At 58.4% G+C, this 16,927-nt stretch carries 15 protein-coding genes and 1 pseudogene; 4 read left to right on the forward strand and 12 right to left on the reverse strand.

Annotated elements, in window-relative coordinates; translation table 11 throughout:
- Positions 1-200: 200 nt before the first annotated feature.
- The 11 genes from mscL to Q1J43_RS00730 all read right to left on the reverse strand — a co-directional run bounded on the left by mscL (position 201) and on the right by Q1J43_RS00730 (position 12,612).
- Positions 201-632 (reverse strand): large conductance mechanosensitive channel protein MscL, encoded by a 432-nt coding sequence (mscL, locus tag Q1J43_RS00680; RefSeq protein WP_301100365.1) that lies wholly within the window; start codon positions 630-632, stop codon positions 201-203.
- Between the two features lie 60 nt (positions 633-692).
- The gene (locus tag Q1J43_RS00685; protein WP_301100366.1) at positions 693-1,871 is read right to left on the reverse strand and encodes a pyridoxal phosphate-dependent aminotransferase; all 1,179 of its coding nucleotides are present in this window, start codon (positions 1,869-1,871) and stop codon (positions 693-695) included.
- 349 nt (positions 1,872-2,220) lie between these two features.
- Entirely contained in the window at positions 2,221-2,922 is a 702-nt protein-coding gene (locus Q1J43_RS00690; RefSeq protein WP_301100367.1) for a SprT family zinc-dependent metalloprotease, read from the reverse strand.
- Positions 2,923-2,927: 5 nt separating this feature from the next.
- A complete protein-coding gene (locus tag Q1J43_RS00695) occupies positions 2,928-6,212 on the reverse strand; it encodes a type I restriction endonuclease subunit R (protein WP_301100368.1) in 3,285 nt (1,094 codons plus the stop codon).
- A gap of 116 nt (positions 6,213-6,328) precedes the next feature.
- A complete protein-coding gene (locus Q1J43_RS00700; RefSeq protein WP_301100369.1) occupies positions 6,329-6,991 on the reverse strand; it encodes a DUF3800 domain-containing protein in 663 nt (220 codons plus the stop codon).
- Between the two features lie 2 nt (positions 6,992-6,993).
- Positions 6,994-8,262, reverse strand: coding sequence for a restriction endonuclease subunit S (locus Q1J43_RS00705; RefSeq protein WP_301100370.1), 1,269 nt, complete (start codon positions 8,260-8,262; stop codon positions 6,994-6,996).
- Positions 8,259-9,110, reverse strand: coding sequence for a DNA damage-inducible protein D (gene dinD, locus Q1J43_RS00710; protein ID WP_301100371.1), 852 nt, complete (start codon positions 9,108-9,110; stop codon positions 8,259-8,261). The genes Q1J43_RS00705 and dinD overlap by 4 nt, the downstream gene beginning before the upstream one ends.
- Positions 9,111-9,153: 43 nt before the next feature.
- Positions 9,154-10,161, reverse strand: coding sequence for a Bro-N domain-containing protein (locus tag Q1J43_RS00715; protein WP_301100372.1), 1,008 nt, complete (start codon positions 10,159-10,161; stop codon positions 9,154-9,156).
- Positions 10,158-11,717, reverse strand: coding sequence for a type I restriction-modification system subunit M (locus tag Q1J43_RS00720; RefSeq protein ID WP_301100373.1), 1,560 nt, complete (start codon positions 11,715-11,717; stop codon positions 10,158-10,160). The genes Q1J43_RS00715 and Q1J43_RS00720 overlap by 4 nt, the downstream gene beginning before the upstream one ends.
- Positions 11,714-12,334 carry a restriction endonuclease subunit S gene (locus Q1J43_RS00725; protein ID WP_301100374.1) on the reverse strand — a complete coding sequence of 207 codons (621 nt, stop codon included), beginning with the start codon at positions 12,332-12,334 and terminating at the stop codon, positions 11,714-11,716. Before Q1J43_RS00725 ends, Q1J43_RS00720 begins: the two co-directional genes overlap by 4 nt.
- Positions 12,331-12,612, reverse strand: a complete 282-nt coding sequence (locus Q1J43_RS00730) for a hypothetical protein (protein WP_301100375.1) — start codon at positions 12,610-12,612, stop codon at positions 12,331-12,333. The genes Q1J43_RS00725 and Q1J43_RS00730 overlap by 4 nt, the downstream gene beginning before the upstream one ends.
- Before the next feature lie 274 nt (positions 12,613-12,886).
- Here Q1J43_RS00730 and Q1J43_RS00735 point away from each other — a divergent pair, with 274 nt between their 5' ends.
- From Q1J43_RS00735 to Q1J43_RS00750, 4 genes are all read left to right on the forward strand, one after another.
- Positions 12,887-13,309: an Hsp20/alpha crystallin family protein gene (locus Q1J43_RS00735; protein WP_301100376.1), complete on the forward strand. Its 423-nt coding sequence runs from the start codon at positions 12,887-12,889 to the stop codon at positions 13,307-13,309.
- 84 nt (positions 13,310-13,393) lie between these two features.
- Positions 13,394-14,482, forward strand: a complete 1,089-nt coding sequence (mtnA, locus tag Q1J43_RS00740; protein ID WP_301100377.1) for an S-methyl-5-thioribose-1-phosphate isomerase — start codon at positions 13,394-13,396, stop codon at positions 14,480-14,482.
- Positions 14,475-15,152, forward strand: coding sequence for a class II aldolase/adducin family protein (locus tag Q1J43_RS00745; protein ID WP_301100378.1), 678 nt, complete (start codon positions 14,475-14,477; stop codon positions 15,150-15,152). Before mtnA ends, Q1J43_RS00745 begins: the two co-directional genes overlap by 8 nt.
- Positions 15,149-16,756, forward strand: a complete 1,608-nt coding sequence (locus Q1J43_RS00750) for an NAD(P)/FAD-dependent oxidoreductase (RefSeq protein WP_301100379.1) — start codon at positions 15,149-15,151, stop codon at positions 16,754-16,756. Before Q1J43_RS00745 ends, Q1J43_RS00750 begins: the two co-directional genes overlap by 4 nt.
- A 43-nt stretch (positions 16,757-16,799) precedes the next feature.
- Here Q1J43_RS00750 and Q1J43_RS00755 read toward each other — a convergent pair.
- Positions 16,800-16,927: pseudogene (locus Q1J43_RS00755) on the reverse strand (ISAs1 family transposase); the annotation flags it as partial.

Genomic DNA, 16,927 nt, shown 5'->3' on the forward strand with positions numbered 1-16,927 from the left:
AAAGGGGGTGTCTATACTCGTCGCATTCTCGCCGCTTCTTCCGATGCTTATCGCGCCAGTCTCCTCGGGTTAAAGGGAATTTGATGCAATTGCCCTGTTGCATGGGCCGCAGACGCGCAATACACAGCAAGTCCTCACCGCGCTGCCTGCGCGCTTTCACGGGCGCACTCATGGAGAAGAGAAGGTCGTCTACTTTAGTTTTACTGTTTCAGACTGTCGCGAATCTCGCGTAGCAGCAGGATGTCTTCTGCTGTTGCCGCAGGTTCAGCGACTGCCGGAGGTTCTTCCTTGCGCAGCCGGTTGACCTGCTTGACCATGATGAAAATGATAAACGCCAGGATCACGAAGTTAACCAGGATGGTGACGAAGTTGCCATAGGCAAACACTGGAACCTGTGCCTTCTTGAGCGCATCGAGCGTCATCGTCGTTCCCTCCGGCGCCTTGCCCAGCACCACGAACATACCGGAGAAATCCAGCTTGCCGCCCATGATCCAGGCCACCAGCGGCATGATCAAATCGCCGACGATGGAATCGACAATTTTGCCAAAAGCCCCGCCGATGATCACGCCGACGGCGAGATCCATGACGTTGCCCTTCATGGCAAATTCCTTAAACTCTTGAACCATGCTCATACGCTTCTCCTTGATGTTGGTTAAAAGCCAAACCGTTTTTTACAGCAAAAAACCGCCCAATCAAACTCGTCTCAATTGCTCGCCCGCTGCGGCCAGCGTCGTCTCCTGTTTAGCAAAGCAGAAGCGCACCACGTGATCATCACGGCCGTTCTGGTAAAACGCCGATACCGGAATCACCGCCACACCGCGCTCACGCGTCAGCCATTTTGCAAACTCACGGTCGGGCAGATCCGAGATGGCGTCATAGCGCGCCACCTGGAAGTAGGTTCCACGGCAGGGCAAGAGCTCAAAACGCGAAGCGTGCAACTGCGCGCGGAAATAGTCGCGTTTCTTCTGGTAGAACTCGGCCAACCCGAGGTGGCGCGAGGCGACGCTCATGTAGTCTGCAATCCCGAGCTGACACGGGGTGTTAACCGTGAACACGTTGAACTGATGCACCTTGCGAAACTCGCTGATCAGCTCCGGCGCACCGAACACGTAGCCGATCTTCCAGCCTGTGATGTGGTAGGTCTTGCCGAAAGAGGAAACGATGAGACTGCGCGCAGCAAGCTCTGGATGGGAGGCGACACTGCGGCGCCGCTCTCCGTCAAAGATGATATGTTCATAGACCTCATCGGAGAGCACCACGATGTCGGTGTCGCGCGTCAGTTCAGCCAGTGCAGAGAGATCATCGTCAGCGAGCAGGCTGCCGGTCGGATTGTGCGGCGAGTTGATAATGATCATTCGCGTGCGCGGCGTGATCAGGGCCTGCACCCGATTCCAGTCCGGTTTGTAGCCTGGGAAGTTAAGCTGGGCATAAACCGCCTGGCCGCCGACCGTTTCAATCGCCGGGACGTAACTGTCATAGACGGGCTCAAAAACGATCACCTCGTCACCGCTGCGGACAAAGGCGGCAATCGCCGTGAAAATCGCCTGCGTCGCGCCGGCGGTGACGGTGATTTCGTGCTCGGCATCGTAACGCACGCCGTACAGCGTCTCGACCTTGTCGGCAATGGCCAGGCGCAGTTCCGGTGTGCCGGCCATTGGCGGATACTGGTTGTGGCCGGCCTGCATGGCGCGCAACGTCGACTCGAACAGCGCCGGTTCGGCCTGAAAATCAGGAAAACCCTGCGACAGGTTGATTGCCCCGCAATCGGCAGCGAGTTTGGACATCACGGTAAAAATCGTAAGTCCCATGGTATTCAGTGGGGGTCTGGATATGAACTTGAACTTGTGTGTCTGATTTGATGATGAGTTCATGTCAGGCTTCAATGGCACTACCTTAAGCACAAGGCTGTTCATATAGCACGATTCTTGCTCAATTGCCGTTACATTTTAGATGGGAATAGACGCCGATGGTACGTTTGCGTATGAGGTGCTCGTAGATCACTGTATCCGTCAGCGGAATCAGCAGACGGTTATTGCATTCTCCACATTTGATACGCGGCTTTTCGCAAACACCCGCCAGCCATTCATTGCCACAGGCCGGTGTGTAGCCGGCCCTGCCAGTGGTCTTGCTTTCCCATCGGATTGGGTAAACATCCGTGCGGCATTCTCAACCTTCAATGACTTCATAAATCCGTCAGTTGCTTCGGTCATCTGGCCGATCTCACAGCACAGCAGTTTCCAACCGCTGCTTCCGCTTCTCCCAATCCGGCATCACCTGCCCGAGCAAGCGAAAGAAACTCGTATCGTGATCGCGGTACTTGAGGTGGCAAAGCTCATGGGCCACCACGTACTCAATGCAGGACCGTGGTGCCCGAACCAGATTGGCATTCAGTGTCATCGTACCGGCCGGCGACAGGCTGCCCCAGCGCGACTGCATTGCCCGCACAATCAGGCGTGGCCGCTGGCGCCCCTTGAAACGGGGCAACCATTCATCCATCACATCAATGAACACCTGCCGGGCGTGGTCGAGATACCATCGGTGCAGAAACGCTTTTACCCGATCCGGATTAGATTTACCGGGCAGAGTGATTACCAGATGGCCGCGATTCATCTTCACAGACGCCGTCTCGCCAGCGCCGACTTTCAGCCGATACTGCCGGCCAAGGTAGAGATGTGTTTCCCCGCTGACATACTGCCTCGCCGGCGTCCTCGGGCTGTAGCGCTGGAAATTGGTCAGCTGCTTGCTGATCCAAGACGCGCGCTTTCCAACTCGGGCAAGGATGATCGCCGGATCACAATCTGACGGAGCACGAACGATCACGGACAGGTCGGGGTGTACCTCAATTCCGAGTGTGCGTCGTGTCGGCAGAAATCGAATTTCATAGCCGATGGTTTCAGTGCCGAAGACGATTTCTTGCCGCATGGTCTTCACGCCGGCATCCGGTGTCTGGCCAATTGCATAGCCCGGTCGATAATTTCGTCCATTTCCTCGGTGGTCAGGGGGATGCCCCGCCCACCCCGGATTTCATCATAGAGAAAGTCGTCCATCTCGTTCATCGTTCGGCGCTGCGCGTCCAGGTTGTCCCAGAACCCCACAACTTTGTTTCGTCCAACGATGGCCCAGATGCTGACCGCCGCGTTTGCCGCCACATCCTTTGCCTGTGTGGCATCTGAAATATGCCGGCCGAAATACGGCTCAAGGACACCGAAACAGGCAATCGCATGATCATTGCCGTGCAGGACGGTCGGTACATCATCGACCTGGCGATTGACCACCGCATCCTTGAGCTCGCTGGCCTGCTTCAAATACTCCAGATCGGATATTCGTCCGGCCCGATAGTCGTCGATGGCCTGCTGGATCAGTTTGGAGAATTTCTCGAAGAAGGCCGGGTCTTCGTCCAGATGCTCGGTAATGGCGCGTTTGGTGGCGTGGGCAATCATGTCGGCCTTGGCGGCTATCGGCTTGCCCTGGCCTTGCTCCTCGACCACTTGCTGAAAGGCCACGCCATCAAAAATATTGACCGGCTCGTTGAGTTTCAGCACCTCATTGGCCGAAATGTGCGTGTCGAGCAGTTTTTGTATCTTCGGCTCGTAGTCGCGATAGTCGATCGACTCGGCGTAGCGCAATTTCACCGCCGCCTTCAGATTGGTGAAGCGTTTTAGATCGGCCTTGTAGCTCTTGAGGCGATTCTCCGGCGTCGCGGTAATGAATTCTTCGGAGGACATGGCAATGGCCAGCGCTCTGGCGTAGGCCGACAGCCGTCCGTAAAAATTCTCGCGAATCTTTTCATCGGCCAGCAGTTGCTCGTAGGCTTCCTCGTCCTGCCGCTGGGTTGCGTTACTCGCCACGGTCTTGAACACGTCCCACAACTCGGCGTGGCGCTGCGGCAGTTGGCGCACCTCGTCGTTGATGCTGGCCAGTGCGCCGGTGAGATCGCCTTCCTCGAAACCCTCGAGTGCGCTGTAGGTGGTCAGCGCTTGATCAAGCTCGCCCAGGACGCCAGCATAGTCGATGATGTAGCCGAACTCTTTGGGCTGGGTTCCTTCGTCGTCATCGTAGAGCCGATTGACGCGGGCAATGGCCTGCAGCAGGGTATGTTCCTTCAGGTTACGCGTGAGATAGAGCACCGTATTGCGTGGTGCATCGAAGCCAGTCAGCAGCTTGCTGACGACGATCAGTATCTCCGGGTCGCTCCCATGCTTGAAGGCATTGATGATCTGCGTCTCGTAGGCTTCGGCATCACCGTAGCGCTTCATCATGCGCTGCCAGAAAGCGACGACCTCGTCGGTGGATTCGTCATCATCCACATCGTCGAAGCCTTCCCGCTCATCGGGTGCCGAGATGATGACCTCGCTGGTTACTTCGCCGATGTCATCGAGGAATGCCTTGTATTTCAGCGCCGCCACCTTGGATGGAGCCACTAGCTGTGCCTTGAAGCCCGTGCCTTGCCAGTTCTGGCGGAAATGCGCACTGATGTCGAAGGCGCGCATATAGATGACCTGATCGGCCTTGTTGAGCATTTCGGCACGGGCGTACTTCCGCTTCAGATCGGCCTTCTGCGCCGGCGTCAAGCCCTCCGTATGGCGCTCGAACCAGACATCAATCGCCGTCCTGTTCTGCTCGATCTCAACCAGACGCCCCTCGTAGAGCAGGGGCACGATGGCGCCATCGGCCACGGCCTGATTGATCGCATAGGTGTGAATGATGCCGCCGAAGCGCATCACATCGCTCTTCTCGCGCTTGAGTAATGGCGTGCCGGTGAAGCCGATGTAGCAGGCATTCGGGAACATCTGCCGCATCCGTGCCGAAAACATGCCTAGCTGCGTGCGCTGGGTTTCATCCACCAGCACGAAAATCTCAGTGGATTCGTCCTGGAACTTACGCGTGGACAGCGCCTTGTCGAACTTGTGAATCAGCGTGGTGACGATGTGTGCCTTGCTATCCGCCACCAGTTCCACCAGATGCCGCCCCGATTCGGCGCGATCCGGCGTCAGGCCGCAGGCTGCGAAGGTATTGCCAAGTTGCTTGTCGAGATCGATGCGGTCGGTGACCAACACAATGCGCGGCGTGCGGATGTCAAGATCGAGCACCAGCGCCTTGGCCAGCATCACCATCGTCAGCGACTTGCCCGAGCCCTGGGTGTGCCAGACGATACCGCCGGCCCGTCGACCGGCGTCATCACGCTGCTTAACCCGTCCGACGATGCGCGCGACCGCGAAAAACTGCTGGTAGCGGGCAATCTTGCGTCGGCCGCCATCGAACACCGTAAAAGCCAGTGCCATGCGCAGCAGACGCTCGGGCCGGCACAAGGCGAATATCGTGCGATCCTGTTCGGTCAGCGCACGACGCACCAGATAATCGGCGCTCGGTTCGCGGACGCCCGCACCGACTCCCATTGCTTCGGCCAGCAACTCATACAGTCCAGCTTTAGCCCCCTGTGGCAAGGGTTGATCCAGCACCGAACGCAAGGCTGTATTTTCGTTGTTTGCGTCCTCGTCCTTCTCTTCCCGCTCCTCACGCCACACCGCCCAATACTTCGCCGCCGTGCCGACAGTGGCGTATTTGCAGTGGTTCTTGTTGGTGCCGATCACCAATTGGGCGTAGGTGAACAGCGCCGGGATGTACTCGTCGCGCTGGTTACGGATCATCTGCGACACCGCCTGCGCCACTTCGGTATTCGGCGATTTGCATTCGATCACCGCGAACGGGATGCCGTTAACGAACAGCACAATGTCCGGCCGCGCCGTCTCGTGGCTGCGCGTGCGCTCCACCGGAAATTCGGCGGTGACGTGATAGACATTGTTCTCCGGATTCTTCCAGTCGGTGTAGTTGAGCGTGAAGCTGCGCACAGCCCCTTCGACCGACTGTTCCAACGCCACGCCCAGCGTTAGCAGGTCATAGACCGACTCATTGGTTTTGAGCAGGCCGTCGTACTTGACGTTCTTCAGGCGCTGGATGGCGCTCTGGAGGTTTTCCTCGCTGAACAGGTAGTTGTCGCCCTTGTGCTGGATGCGGTTGATGCGTTTGAGGCTGTCACGTAATACCGTCTCCAGCAACACGTTGGAGAGGCGGCCGCCGCGCATGGCCAGCGCTTCGGCCGGCGTCAGATAGCGATAGCCGAGATTGACCAGCAGTTGCAGGGCGGGGATTTGCGAGAGGTGTTTCTCGTCGAAGCGGAATCCTGCCCTGAAAGATTTGTTTGTCTCCAGCACGCTATTCCCCTATACTTGAATCCAAAGGTACCCCCCCGATGACAAGAGCCCAAGGGGCTCTCTCCGCAAGGAGTAGTCGGGGGGGTCAATTTTTGGTGGCTCAGGAATTTGCATCATCAGTAGTAGCGCCGTGTTCCCGTCCGGAAAATATCGAATTCACTCTTTACCGCTGGTTTGATCAGGTCGTAGAACTCGACCTCGCCCTTTTGCCATTTTCTGAACACTGCCCAGTTGCAGTAATCGGCAATCTGCAAACCGTAATGCGAGCGTGACGCGTGATGCAGAATGCGGTACCTCATACCGGCAGGAAGCATCGTTGCCAGCGCAGCCTTGATTGCCTTTTCGATGGCCTTCCGCTTCCTCTGGATGGGAATCGTGTCGGTAATTACGATGACTTCGTCCACACCGTATTTCAATTCGCGTGGAATTACCCATTTCAGCAAGTGCCCCAACATTTCCGGGTAAAAGCGCGAGTCTTCACGCAAGGCCGGTCCGGCCTTGGCCTTCTCGACCACCAGGCAGTCAATTCGCAACGACCCAAGATGACCGGAGATCAGTTCAAACACCTTGCGCCTTACACGCGTGTTGTCGTCAGCGCAGTGGAAATACTCCGTATCAAGACCGTATTCGAGGCAATCGTGCTTGAAACCGTCGAGTGAAGCGTGGGCGGGAAAAGGTCGCCGCGTCGCCACACTGGTCAGGATGAAATAAGGCGTACCGGTCGAGCTGAAATCGAAGTTTCCGCCTTCGTCGAGAAAGAGGTAGGCGCAGTTGACCATGCTTAACAGGCTTCCGTCTCGGCTTTTTTCACCCGCCACTGGCCGGTGAGAAGTTTTTGCATCAGGCCACGTTTCTGTTTTTTGAGGGCTTTGACCTCGCTTTGCAACAGAACAATTTCCCGCTTGGCATCATCAAGCACGGCGTTGATTTCGCGTTGTTCGTCGAGCGGCGGAAGAGGAATATGAATCCGGGCGAAGTCTTTCCAGCGCAAGCTACCGCGCCGGTCAACCGATGAGTTGGTTCTCGCCGAAAAAATCTGGCGTAGCTTTTCAGTCTTGAGTAGCTTGTAGAAGTAACCGTCGTCTATCTTCTTCGGGTCAGATTGAAAGACGGTATAGATCGGGCTAACCAGTCCAGCATCCACAAAATCCTGATACCCGATGGAGCCTTCCTCGATATGGTTAGTCGCATAAGCAAACTGGCCGCGTCCGACGACCTTATATTTCGAGGTGTCATGGCTGAATACCTGTTTGTCAAAGTACCCGAGTGAATCGACCAATCCATCGTATTTGGTGCACGAAAGTACCGGCAATCCGTCGTCGCTGCTGTTCAGTGCCGATACCTCGCGTGCTACCTTGCCTATTTCCACGACCTGCCAGTCACTTGGGGCGGAAAACCAGTGAAGTGATTTTGTGGCCTTGATGTTGCGTTGTCCGAAGCGAACGTGGCCGAACAGTAGTCGATTTGACAGTGATTTATACCGTTTCTGCTTCGCTCCAATCAATCGCTCGGTTTTCTCGATAGCGGCATCCCAACTTGATACTAATTCCGAGATTTGTTGTTGTTCGCTCAGGGGCGGAACCCTGAATGTAAGTTGGGAAAGAATCTCTGTGTTCATGTTGGGCATCGTTTGCCCAACTGCATTATTTTCCAGCCATCGCTTCGCAGTTGGCGACTGAATCAGCAAATTGAGAAATTCTGGGCGTGCTTTACTTCTGTCCGGGCGCGCACGTAAGCAACCGGTTCCACAAAGGAACCCTTCATCGCTTTTTGTGGCCAATCCTGCTCGGGCAACGTCTCCTCGTCGGCTGAAGAGAACATCGCCCACCTGGATGCGATGACGTTTTAATTGTGCGGCACGGGTTTCCGGAATACGTGCGGCAGTGGCCGCAACGATTCTCCCTGCGACAAGGTCTTTCGGCATTACGACTGGGATGCCCTCATCCGTATATTCATCTGCATGCAATTGACTTCCAAAAGGGCCGGTCTGAAGACTGCCGGAACAAACCTCGTCCAATGTCAGCACACTCCATCCAAAAGGTAGGCTCATTTTTTCCCCTTACCCTCCAGCTTCTTCTTGGCGCTCTCGATCTGCTGGATACTTTTCTCGGGCGTCGGCAACGCCTCGGGCATGGTGCCGCCCAACTCGTCGATGGTCTGGCGCACTTTTTTGCCGACCTCGAAGTGGGTCTGGTTGGCCTTCTGGTTGCCGCGCACCTGATCGCGACGCAGTTTTTCTTCCGTTTGCGTGGCGCGGAACAAGTTGGCAGCGAGTTCGGTACTGCCCATGTGGTCGAGTATCTTCTGAGTCTTCTTCAGCCCCTTGATGGCATGGATGCCCTTCGCGCCCCTGCCGCCGTAGAGCCCCTTGTAGCCATGATCCTGAAAGATGGCGTAGTCAATCGGCGTTTCGACGCCGGCGTCCTTGGCCGCAGCCGCGAGATGCTTGTTGTGCTCGGCAAGTTCGTTACCGATGGCCAAACGCTTGTCGTTTTCTGACAGACGAGCAAAGGTTTCGTCATCGTTCAACTCCTGCCGGCGGGTTTGCAAGGCGAAGTAGGTCTGACCGTTGGCGATGACCGGCTTGGACGGGTCGCCGTTCTGGACGATCAGGTAGCAGGCGTAACGCGAAAGACGAATATCGGCGATCTGGCGCTTTGCGCCCGAACCGATGTCGACCATATCGAGGACATCCTCGAAATGGTCCTCGACCGCATGACCGCTGTTGCGGCATGACTCTTTGGCGCGTTCGATAACCGGCTGGAAGTGTCGGTACTCGGAATACTCCAGCACCTTGGCGAGTTGGCGTGCGATCCAGAATTCATTGCCATCGGCATCGAACTGGCGCATACCCTCGAAGGTTTCGTGATGCTGTTCGACGATACGCTTTTCTGTCATACGCCACTCTCCTGATCGCTTTGTTCCCCGTACTTCCCCCACTTCATGGTTTTCCGCCCCGTCCCTTGCGCGTCGACTTCTGATCGACCTGGGTCTTGCGGATACGCGAACGAGCCGTCTCCTTTTTGAAAACAGTTGCCGAGTTGTCGGGCTCTTGCCCACCAAGTTGAACTGCCGAGGAATTCTCGGTAGTTGCCAATTGCATAGATTCAGGTGAGTTTAGATAATTCTGTCGGCTGACAACCGGTACGCCGGTCCTGGCTTCCAGCTCCTTGCGGGCATTGCCGGCAACCGTGCCGCCTTCCTTGGCGGCGTTGCGGTTGCCGACGAAGCCCTGTGCATCCTTGCGTTTGGCGATTTCGGTGGTGCCGGCTTCGCCGAGCATGGTGAAGATCAGCTCGAGATCGGTCATGTGGTCGCGCAGGTTGGCGGTTTTCGCTTGCTCCAGTCCCTTGAGTTTCTTGCGGTCGCCGGGCGTGACACCGAAGGTGGTGCGGGCGATTTCAGCGGTGAGGATCGAGTATTCGCGCCCCTCGGCGACACCGCGTTCTTTCCATTCGTCGGTCAACGCGCCGCGGATGGCAATGGCGCGCATGCGCTTTTCGATCCAGTCCTTGGGGTAGCCCTTGGCTTCGTAGAGTTCGCGGGCGCGGGCGCTGGCCCGTTCCGGGTCTTCGATTTCCTTGACGCGTTCGTAGCCGACCTGCGCCAGCCAACGCTTGAAAGGTTCGGCCTTGGGCGAGGGGATGGACTGGATGACGCGGAAGATGCCCTCCGTGTTGGCACAGTCGGTTATGCGCTGCTTGCCATCGGGCGCCTCCAGTTTCAACCCGTGACAAAACGTCACGACTTCACTTCCCTCGGTACCGAGCCGCTGCTTGAGCTTTCGCCAATAGGCCCCTGCATCCGGGCTCTCTGTAAGAACAGAGCAGACATCGACGACCGAGAACCACCACTCGCTTTTTTCCCAGACGCGGCGTATGGCTTTTTCTTGGAAGACGACAATGTGATCTTCGGCGCGTGGCGCGGGTGGCGTTGATTTCTTGCTCATACGCCCAACTCCTTGAGATAGGCTTTCATCTTTGCCCGCACCTCGGCCAGTTCGCCCTCGAGACGTTCGATTTCCTGTTCAACGACGGCCACGTCGATTTCTTCCTCTTCCTCGAAGGTATCCACGTAGCGCGGAATGTTGAGGTTGAAGTCGTTCTCGGCGATCTCTGCCAACGTGGCGACGTACGCGTATTTGTCGACGTTCTGGCGCGCATCGAAGGTGGCGACGATCTTGTCGAGGTGAGAATCGAACAGGGCGTTCTGCGTTTTGGCCGACTGAAAGTCGCTGCTGGCATCGATGAAAAGGACATCGCGACACGACTCGCGCTCGCCGCCCTTTTCCCGCGACCGGTCAAAAACCAGAACGGCGACCGGGATGGAGGTGGTGGGAAAGAGATTGGCCGGCAGGCCGATGACTGCATCGAGCAGATTGTCCGCGATCATCTTCTGCCGGATGCGGCCTTCGGCACCGGCACGGAACAGCACGCCGTGCGGCACGACCACCGCGACACGACCGGCCTGCGGCAATGCGGTTTCGACCATGTGTGTGATGAAGGCGTAATCGCCCTTGGACTTGGGCGGCACGCCGCGCCAGAAGCGATTGAAGCGATCCGACTCGGCATGCTCGGCACCCCATTTATCGAGACTGAAGGGCGGATTGGCGACCACCACGTCGAAGCGCATCAGGCGGTCGGCTTCGACCAGCGCTGGACTGTTGAGGGTGTCGCCCCATTCGATGCGCGCAGAATCCTTGCCGTGCAGGAACATGTTCATGCGCGCCAGTGCCCAGGTGCTGCCGTTCACCTCCTGGCCGAAGAGGGCGAAGTCGCGGCTGCCGGTTTCTTCCACCAGCGCCGCTGCCTCGATCAGCAGACCAGCGGAACCACAGGCCGGGTCGCAGATGCGGTTGCCGGGTTTGGGTTTGGCCAGTCGGGCGAGCAGACGCGAGACCTGCTTGGGTGTGTAGAACTCGCCCGCCTTCTTGCCGGCATCGGAGGCAAAGCGCTCGATCAGGTAGATGTAGGCATTGCCGATTACGTCCTCGGAAACGCGAGAGGGGCGCAGATCGAGCTTGGCAAAATCTTCAAGCAGATTTTTCAGGCGACGGTTGCGATCCTTGGTTTGCCCAAGGTTGGCTTCCGAGTTGAAGTCGATGTTGCGGAATACCCGGTCGAGCTTGGCCTTGTTGGCATCCTCGATGCCATCGAGCACGATGTTGATCAGCTCACCGATGTTGGCGGCGTTACGTCGCTCGTACAGGCTGTTGAAATCGCCGGCGAAGTGCTCGATGACCTCAGCTGTTTTTTCATCCTTGAACTCGACGAAGGGCAGCGTGAAGCGCTCGCGATCCAGTTTGCGCCTGATACGCTCATCGTCGTCGCCATATTGCTGGCGATAGGTGTCGTAATGGTCTTGCCAGAGGTCGCTGATGTATTTCAGGAACAGCATCACGAGGATGTAGTCCTTGTATTGGGCCGGATCGACAACGCCACGGAATGTGTCGCAGGCGGCCCACGCAGCCGAGTTGACTTCTTGTTGTGTGATTTTGTCGTTCATCCGAAATTCCTTTGATGTCTGTGAGGGGCGGAAGGCTTACCAGTTCTTGCTGCGGCATCCTGCGCTTTACGCATCAGGATTCCGTCAACCAGCGCTTTGCGCCGATCGATCAATTCGCTTGCGATCCTGGCCTCAAGGCTCGCCAGTTGGCCGATTTCGACGATTCGCCGCTGTGTCGCCAGGGGTGGGATGACGATCTCCAACTGCTCCAGCGCCGCCTTACTGATCATTCGCACCGCCGTACCCTCTGCCTGTGCTGCCAACGCTGCCTGAATTGCCGGCAAGTTGATGTACCAGAGCAAGTAGGCAGGCAGCACATCAACGGGGCGAATCAACAACATGGGAGCAGCAAGAACCGCTGGCCCCATGTCTTCCGAAATTAGCGCCACAGAATTGGTCCGCCCGCGAGAGCGAAATACCAAGTCCCCCTGCCTGATCAGGTGATGCTCGTTGAAGTCTGGCATGTTCACCCGAACGGCATCCTCCAAGTGCAGCAAACTGGCATCGTCGATGTCCTTCATCTGCACAACAGCGATTGCACCCGCCGCATCGTGCTCAAGGCGCGAACGGAAGGGGTAACCCATGCGGATGCTTGCTACTTGCCCCAATTCCGTCATATCTGTAGAAAACACTTTTCTGGTTGTTTTGCAATTCTAGGCCGGCAAATTAGCGGCGTCAATTGTCGTAATTGTTTTTCTGTGAAATTAATCGCGGCTTCCGGATTGAACGGCGCGCTCATGGTGGCGTCGTCAATCACATCATGGAGCTCGCGATGAACACCAAGCAAACCGTCCTCGACGCCTACCTCGCTCGCACTGCCGCCATCCACGCCAAGCTGGGACGGCTGCGGCAACTCGCCGACGATCACTTCGGTTATGACCCCGATGCCATCCATTGGGGCCACGTCGGCGACCTCGGGCGGGTGGAGGCTGGGCTAGCAGCCTGTCGGACTTGACCAGGTCGGCTGCAAAATGTGGGAAGGCGGCTCATTTCCGCCCGTGTTTCTGCGCGAATAGAATTTTTGGGCCGAAGCTTGTAACTCGCGTCCCGTCAAGATCGTTGTTTGGCAATCACATCGACTGGGTCAGCAAGCCGCACCTCTTGAAATTCAGGCACTGAACCCCACGTCGGCGGTACGGGGCTGTCCCGGATTTATACAGGAGGATGAAATGGCAAACATTCTGCGTTACAACCCTGCCGATGATGCTTTCGATGATTTGTTTCGCGGTTTTTTCATGCGTCCGGTGCTTTTTGACGGGCAACAGGCTGTCCAGATAAAAATTGACGTCAGTGAGGATGAAAAGGCTTATACCGTGCATGCTGAGATCCCCGGAGTAAAGAAGGAAGACATTAACGTCACCATTGAGGGGGGGCAGGTCGCCATCAGTGCCGAGGTCAAGAATGAAAAATCGGTGAAGGAGGGCGAAAAAGTACTGCGCAGCGAGCGTTACTACGGCAAGGTGTCGCGTGTTTTTTCACTCGCTCAGGACGTCGATGAAGCGACTGCCGAGGCCAAATACGACAATGGCGTGCTCCTACTGAAGCTGCCCAAGCAGACGGTGTCCAGGACGAAGAGCCTGGCCATCAAGTAAAGCCGGGCAAGCCGGAGGGGGTAGGAGCGCGCCTCCTCCGGCAGTTTGGCATATTGGCAAGGGCCGGCTGTTAGAATGCCGGCCATGAAAGTCAACACACTCCCCACCCGAACCCTGTGGCCGGTAGTCGGCATGCGTGCCGTCGATATCATCGACCAGAGCGCGCTGCCGCACGACTACCGGACCCTCCGCCTGAGCACGCTGGAAGATGCCGCTCACGCCATCCGCGCCATGCAGGTGCGCGGCGCGCCGCTGATTGGCGTGACGGCGGCCTATGGGCTGGCGCTGGCCCTTGACCGGCACGCCAACGATGCGGCGCTGGCCGCAGCCGCCGCCACTCTCGCCGCGACCCGCCCGACCGCTGTGAATTTGCATTGGGCGCTGATGCGCATGCAGTCGCGGCTGCTGCCACTGCCCTCGGGTGAACGCGCCGACGCCGCCTGGCGCGAAGCTGGCGAGATTGCCGAGGAGGACGCCGCGCAGTGTCAGCGCATCGGCGAGATCGGGCTGGCGTTGCTCCGCCCAATGGCCGAGCAAGGTGGGCGGTTAAACATCATGACCCACTGCAACGCCGGCTGGCTGGCGACCATCGACTACGGAACGGCGCTGGCGCCGGTTTATGCCGCCTTCGATTCAGGCATCGACATCCACGTCTGGGTCTCCGAAACCCGGCCCCGTAACCAGGGCCTTCTGACTGCCTGGGAACTCCGGCAGCATGGGGTGCCGCATACGCTCTTCGCCGACAACGCTGCCGGCCTGCTGCTGGCGCGCGATGGCGAATTCGCCATCGATGCGGTGATCGTCGGCGCCGACCGCATTGCTGCCAACGGCGATGTGGCCAACAAGGTCGGAACCTATCTCAAGGCACTGGCGGCGCGCGAATCGGACGTGCCTTTTTACGTCGCCGCGCCGCATTCGACCATCGACTTTTCCTGCACCAGCGGCGCCCAGATTCCCATTGAGGAACGCGACGGCGACGAGTTGCGCATGCTGCACGGTCGGGATAGTTCCGGGCAGCCTGCGCGTTTGCGCCAGTTGTTCGCCGACGAAGCAGTGGCCAACCCGGCCTTCGACGTGACCCCGGCGCGCTTGATCAGCGCGATCATCACCGAGCGCGGCGTCTGCCCGGCCGACGGCCTGCGCCGCCTTTACCCGGAAACCCGGCATGACTGAACTGCGCCAAAAACTAATCGCCACCGCCCGCCGCATGGTAGCCGCTGGGCTGAACACCGGAACCGCCGGAAATCTCAGTGTACGTGTGCAGGGGCCAGAAGAAAATGCGAGTGGTTTTCTGATCACGCCGAGCGGCATGGACTATGGCCTGCTGCAACCTGAGGACATCGTTTTCATGCGCCTCGACGGGACGCACGGCGGGCAACGCCAGCCATCGTCCGAATGGCGCTTTCATCGCGACCTTTACGCCGCCCGCCCGGAAGCAAACGCCGTGCTGCACGCACATTCGCCTTTTGCCACCAGCATCGCCTGCCTGCGCCGCGACATTCCGCCCTTCCACTACATGATCGCCCGCTTTGGCGGTGACACCCTGCGCTGCGCCGCTTACGCCACTTTTGGCACGCAGGCGCTGTCCGACGCTGCACTGGCCGCCATGCGCGGGCGCCGTGCCTGCCTGCTGGCCAACCATGGCATGCTCGTCTTCGGCCATGATCTCGAACAGGCGCTGGCCCTGGGCGACGAACTCGAAACCCTGTGTCAACAGTACTGGCGTGCCTGCACCATCGGCTCCCCAGTGCTGCTCGACGCTGACGAGATGGCGACAGTGTTGGAGAAATTCGCTAGCTACGGACAGCAAAACATTTCTGCAACAACCAACTTCCGTTCATGATTCGTATCACTGAACTCCGGCTGCCGCTCGAGCACCCGCCAGAAGCACTGTCTGCCGCCATCTGCGAGCGCCTTGACTTGCGGCCGGCCGATGTACAAGGCTTCACTCTATTCAAGCGCAGCCATGACGCGCGCAAGAAAAACGCACTCACCTTCATCTACAGCGTCGACCTTACGCTCGCGGCGACCAGCAGGGTCAGCGAAACAGCCCTGCTTGAGCGCTTTGCCGACGATCACACGATAGGCCCGACGCCAGATACGAGTTACCACTTCGTCACCCAGGCGCCAGCCAGCCTGGCTTCACGCCCAGTCATCGTCGGCTTCGGTCCGGCCGGTATTTTTGCTGCGCTGGTGCTGGCCCAGATGGGCTTCAGACCGATTGTTCTCGAGCGCGGCAAGGCGGTTCGCGAACGCACCAGGGACACCTGGGGGCTGTGGCGCAACAAGGTGCTCAATCCCGAATCGAACGTGCAATTTGGCGAAGGCGGCGCCGGCACGTTCTCCGACGGCAAGCTCTACAGCCAGGTCAAGGACCCGCGCCACCTCGGACGCAAGGTGCTAAACGAGTTCGTCAAGGCCGGGGCGCCGGCCGAAATTCTTTACGTCGCTAAACCACACATCGGCACCTTTCGCCTGGTCAGCATGGTCGAACACATGCGCCGCGAAATCGAATCGCTCGGTGGGGAAGTCCGCTTCCAGAACCGCGTCACCGGCCTGCACATCGAGCACGGCCAAGTGTGCGGCGTGGCGCTGGCCGGTGGCGAAACGATAGCGGCCAGCCACGTCGTTCTGGCGCTTGGCCATAGCGCCCGCGATACCTTCGCGATGCTGTACGCCGCAGGCGTTTTCATGGAGGCCAAACCCTTCTCGGTGGGGTTTCGCATCGAGCACCCGCAATCGCTGATCGACCGTGCACGCCTAGGCTCCAACGCCGGCAATCCGCTGCTCGGCGCCGCCGACTACAAGCTGGTTTATCACGCCAGCAACGGCCGCTCGGTATATAGCTTCTGCATGTGTCCGGGTGGCCAGGTGGTGGCCGCCACCTCTGAAACGAATTGCGTGGTGACCAACGGCATGAGTCAGTATTCACGCGCCGAGCGTAATGCCAACGCCGGAATCGTCGTCGGCATCACCCCCGCCGACTATCCCGACGGCCCGCTGGCCGGCATCGCCCTGCAGCGCCGCCTCGAATCCCGCGCTTTTGAGCTGGGCGGCGGCAGCTACGACGCACCAGGCCAACTGGTCGGCGATTTCCTTGCCGGACGCCCGTCTACCCGTCTCGGATCGGTCATTCCCTCGTACCAGCCCGGCGTCCATCTGACCGACCTGACCACGGCACTGCCGCCCTACGCCATCGCTGCCATACGCGAGGCGTTGCCCGCCTTTGGTCGCCAGATCAAAGGCTTTGATCTGGCCGACGCAGTGCTCACCGGTGTCGAAACACGGACCTCTTCGCCACTGCGCATCACGCGCGGCGAAAATTACCAGAGCCTGAACGTCAAGGGCCTGTATCCGGCAGGCGAGGGCGCCGGATACGCCGGAGGAATCCTTTCGGCGGGAATCGACGGGATTAAGATCGCCGAAGCGTTAGCGCTTGACGCCTGAGCGAAAAAATACTCAACGCAACACTCAACGCAGGGCAATTGCATCAAATTCCCTTTAACCCGAGGAGACTGGCGCGATAAGCATCGGAAGAAGCGGCGAGAATGCGACGAGTATAGATACCCCCTTTTTTCTTGGAGGTATCGAGGCGGAAAAGATTGAGGACGAGGCGAC

Origin of the sequence: Propionivibrio sp., assembly GCF_029255185.1 — a bacterium.
In the GTDB taxonomy this organism is placed as follows: Bacteria; Pseudomonadota; Gammaproteobacteria; order Burkholderiales; family Rhodocyclaceae; genus Propionivibrio.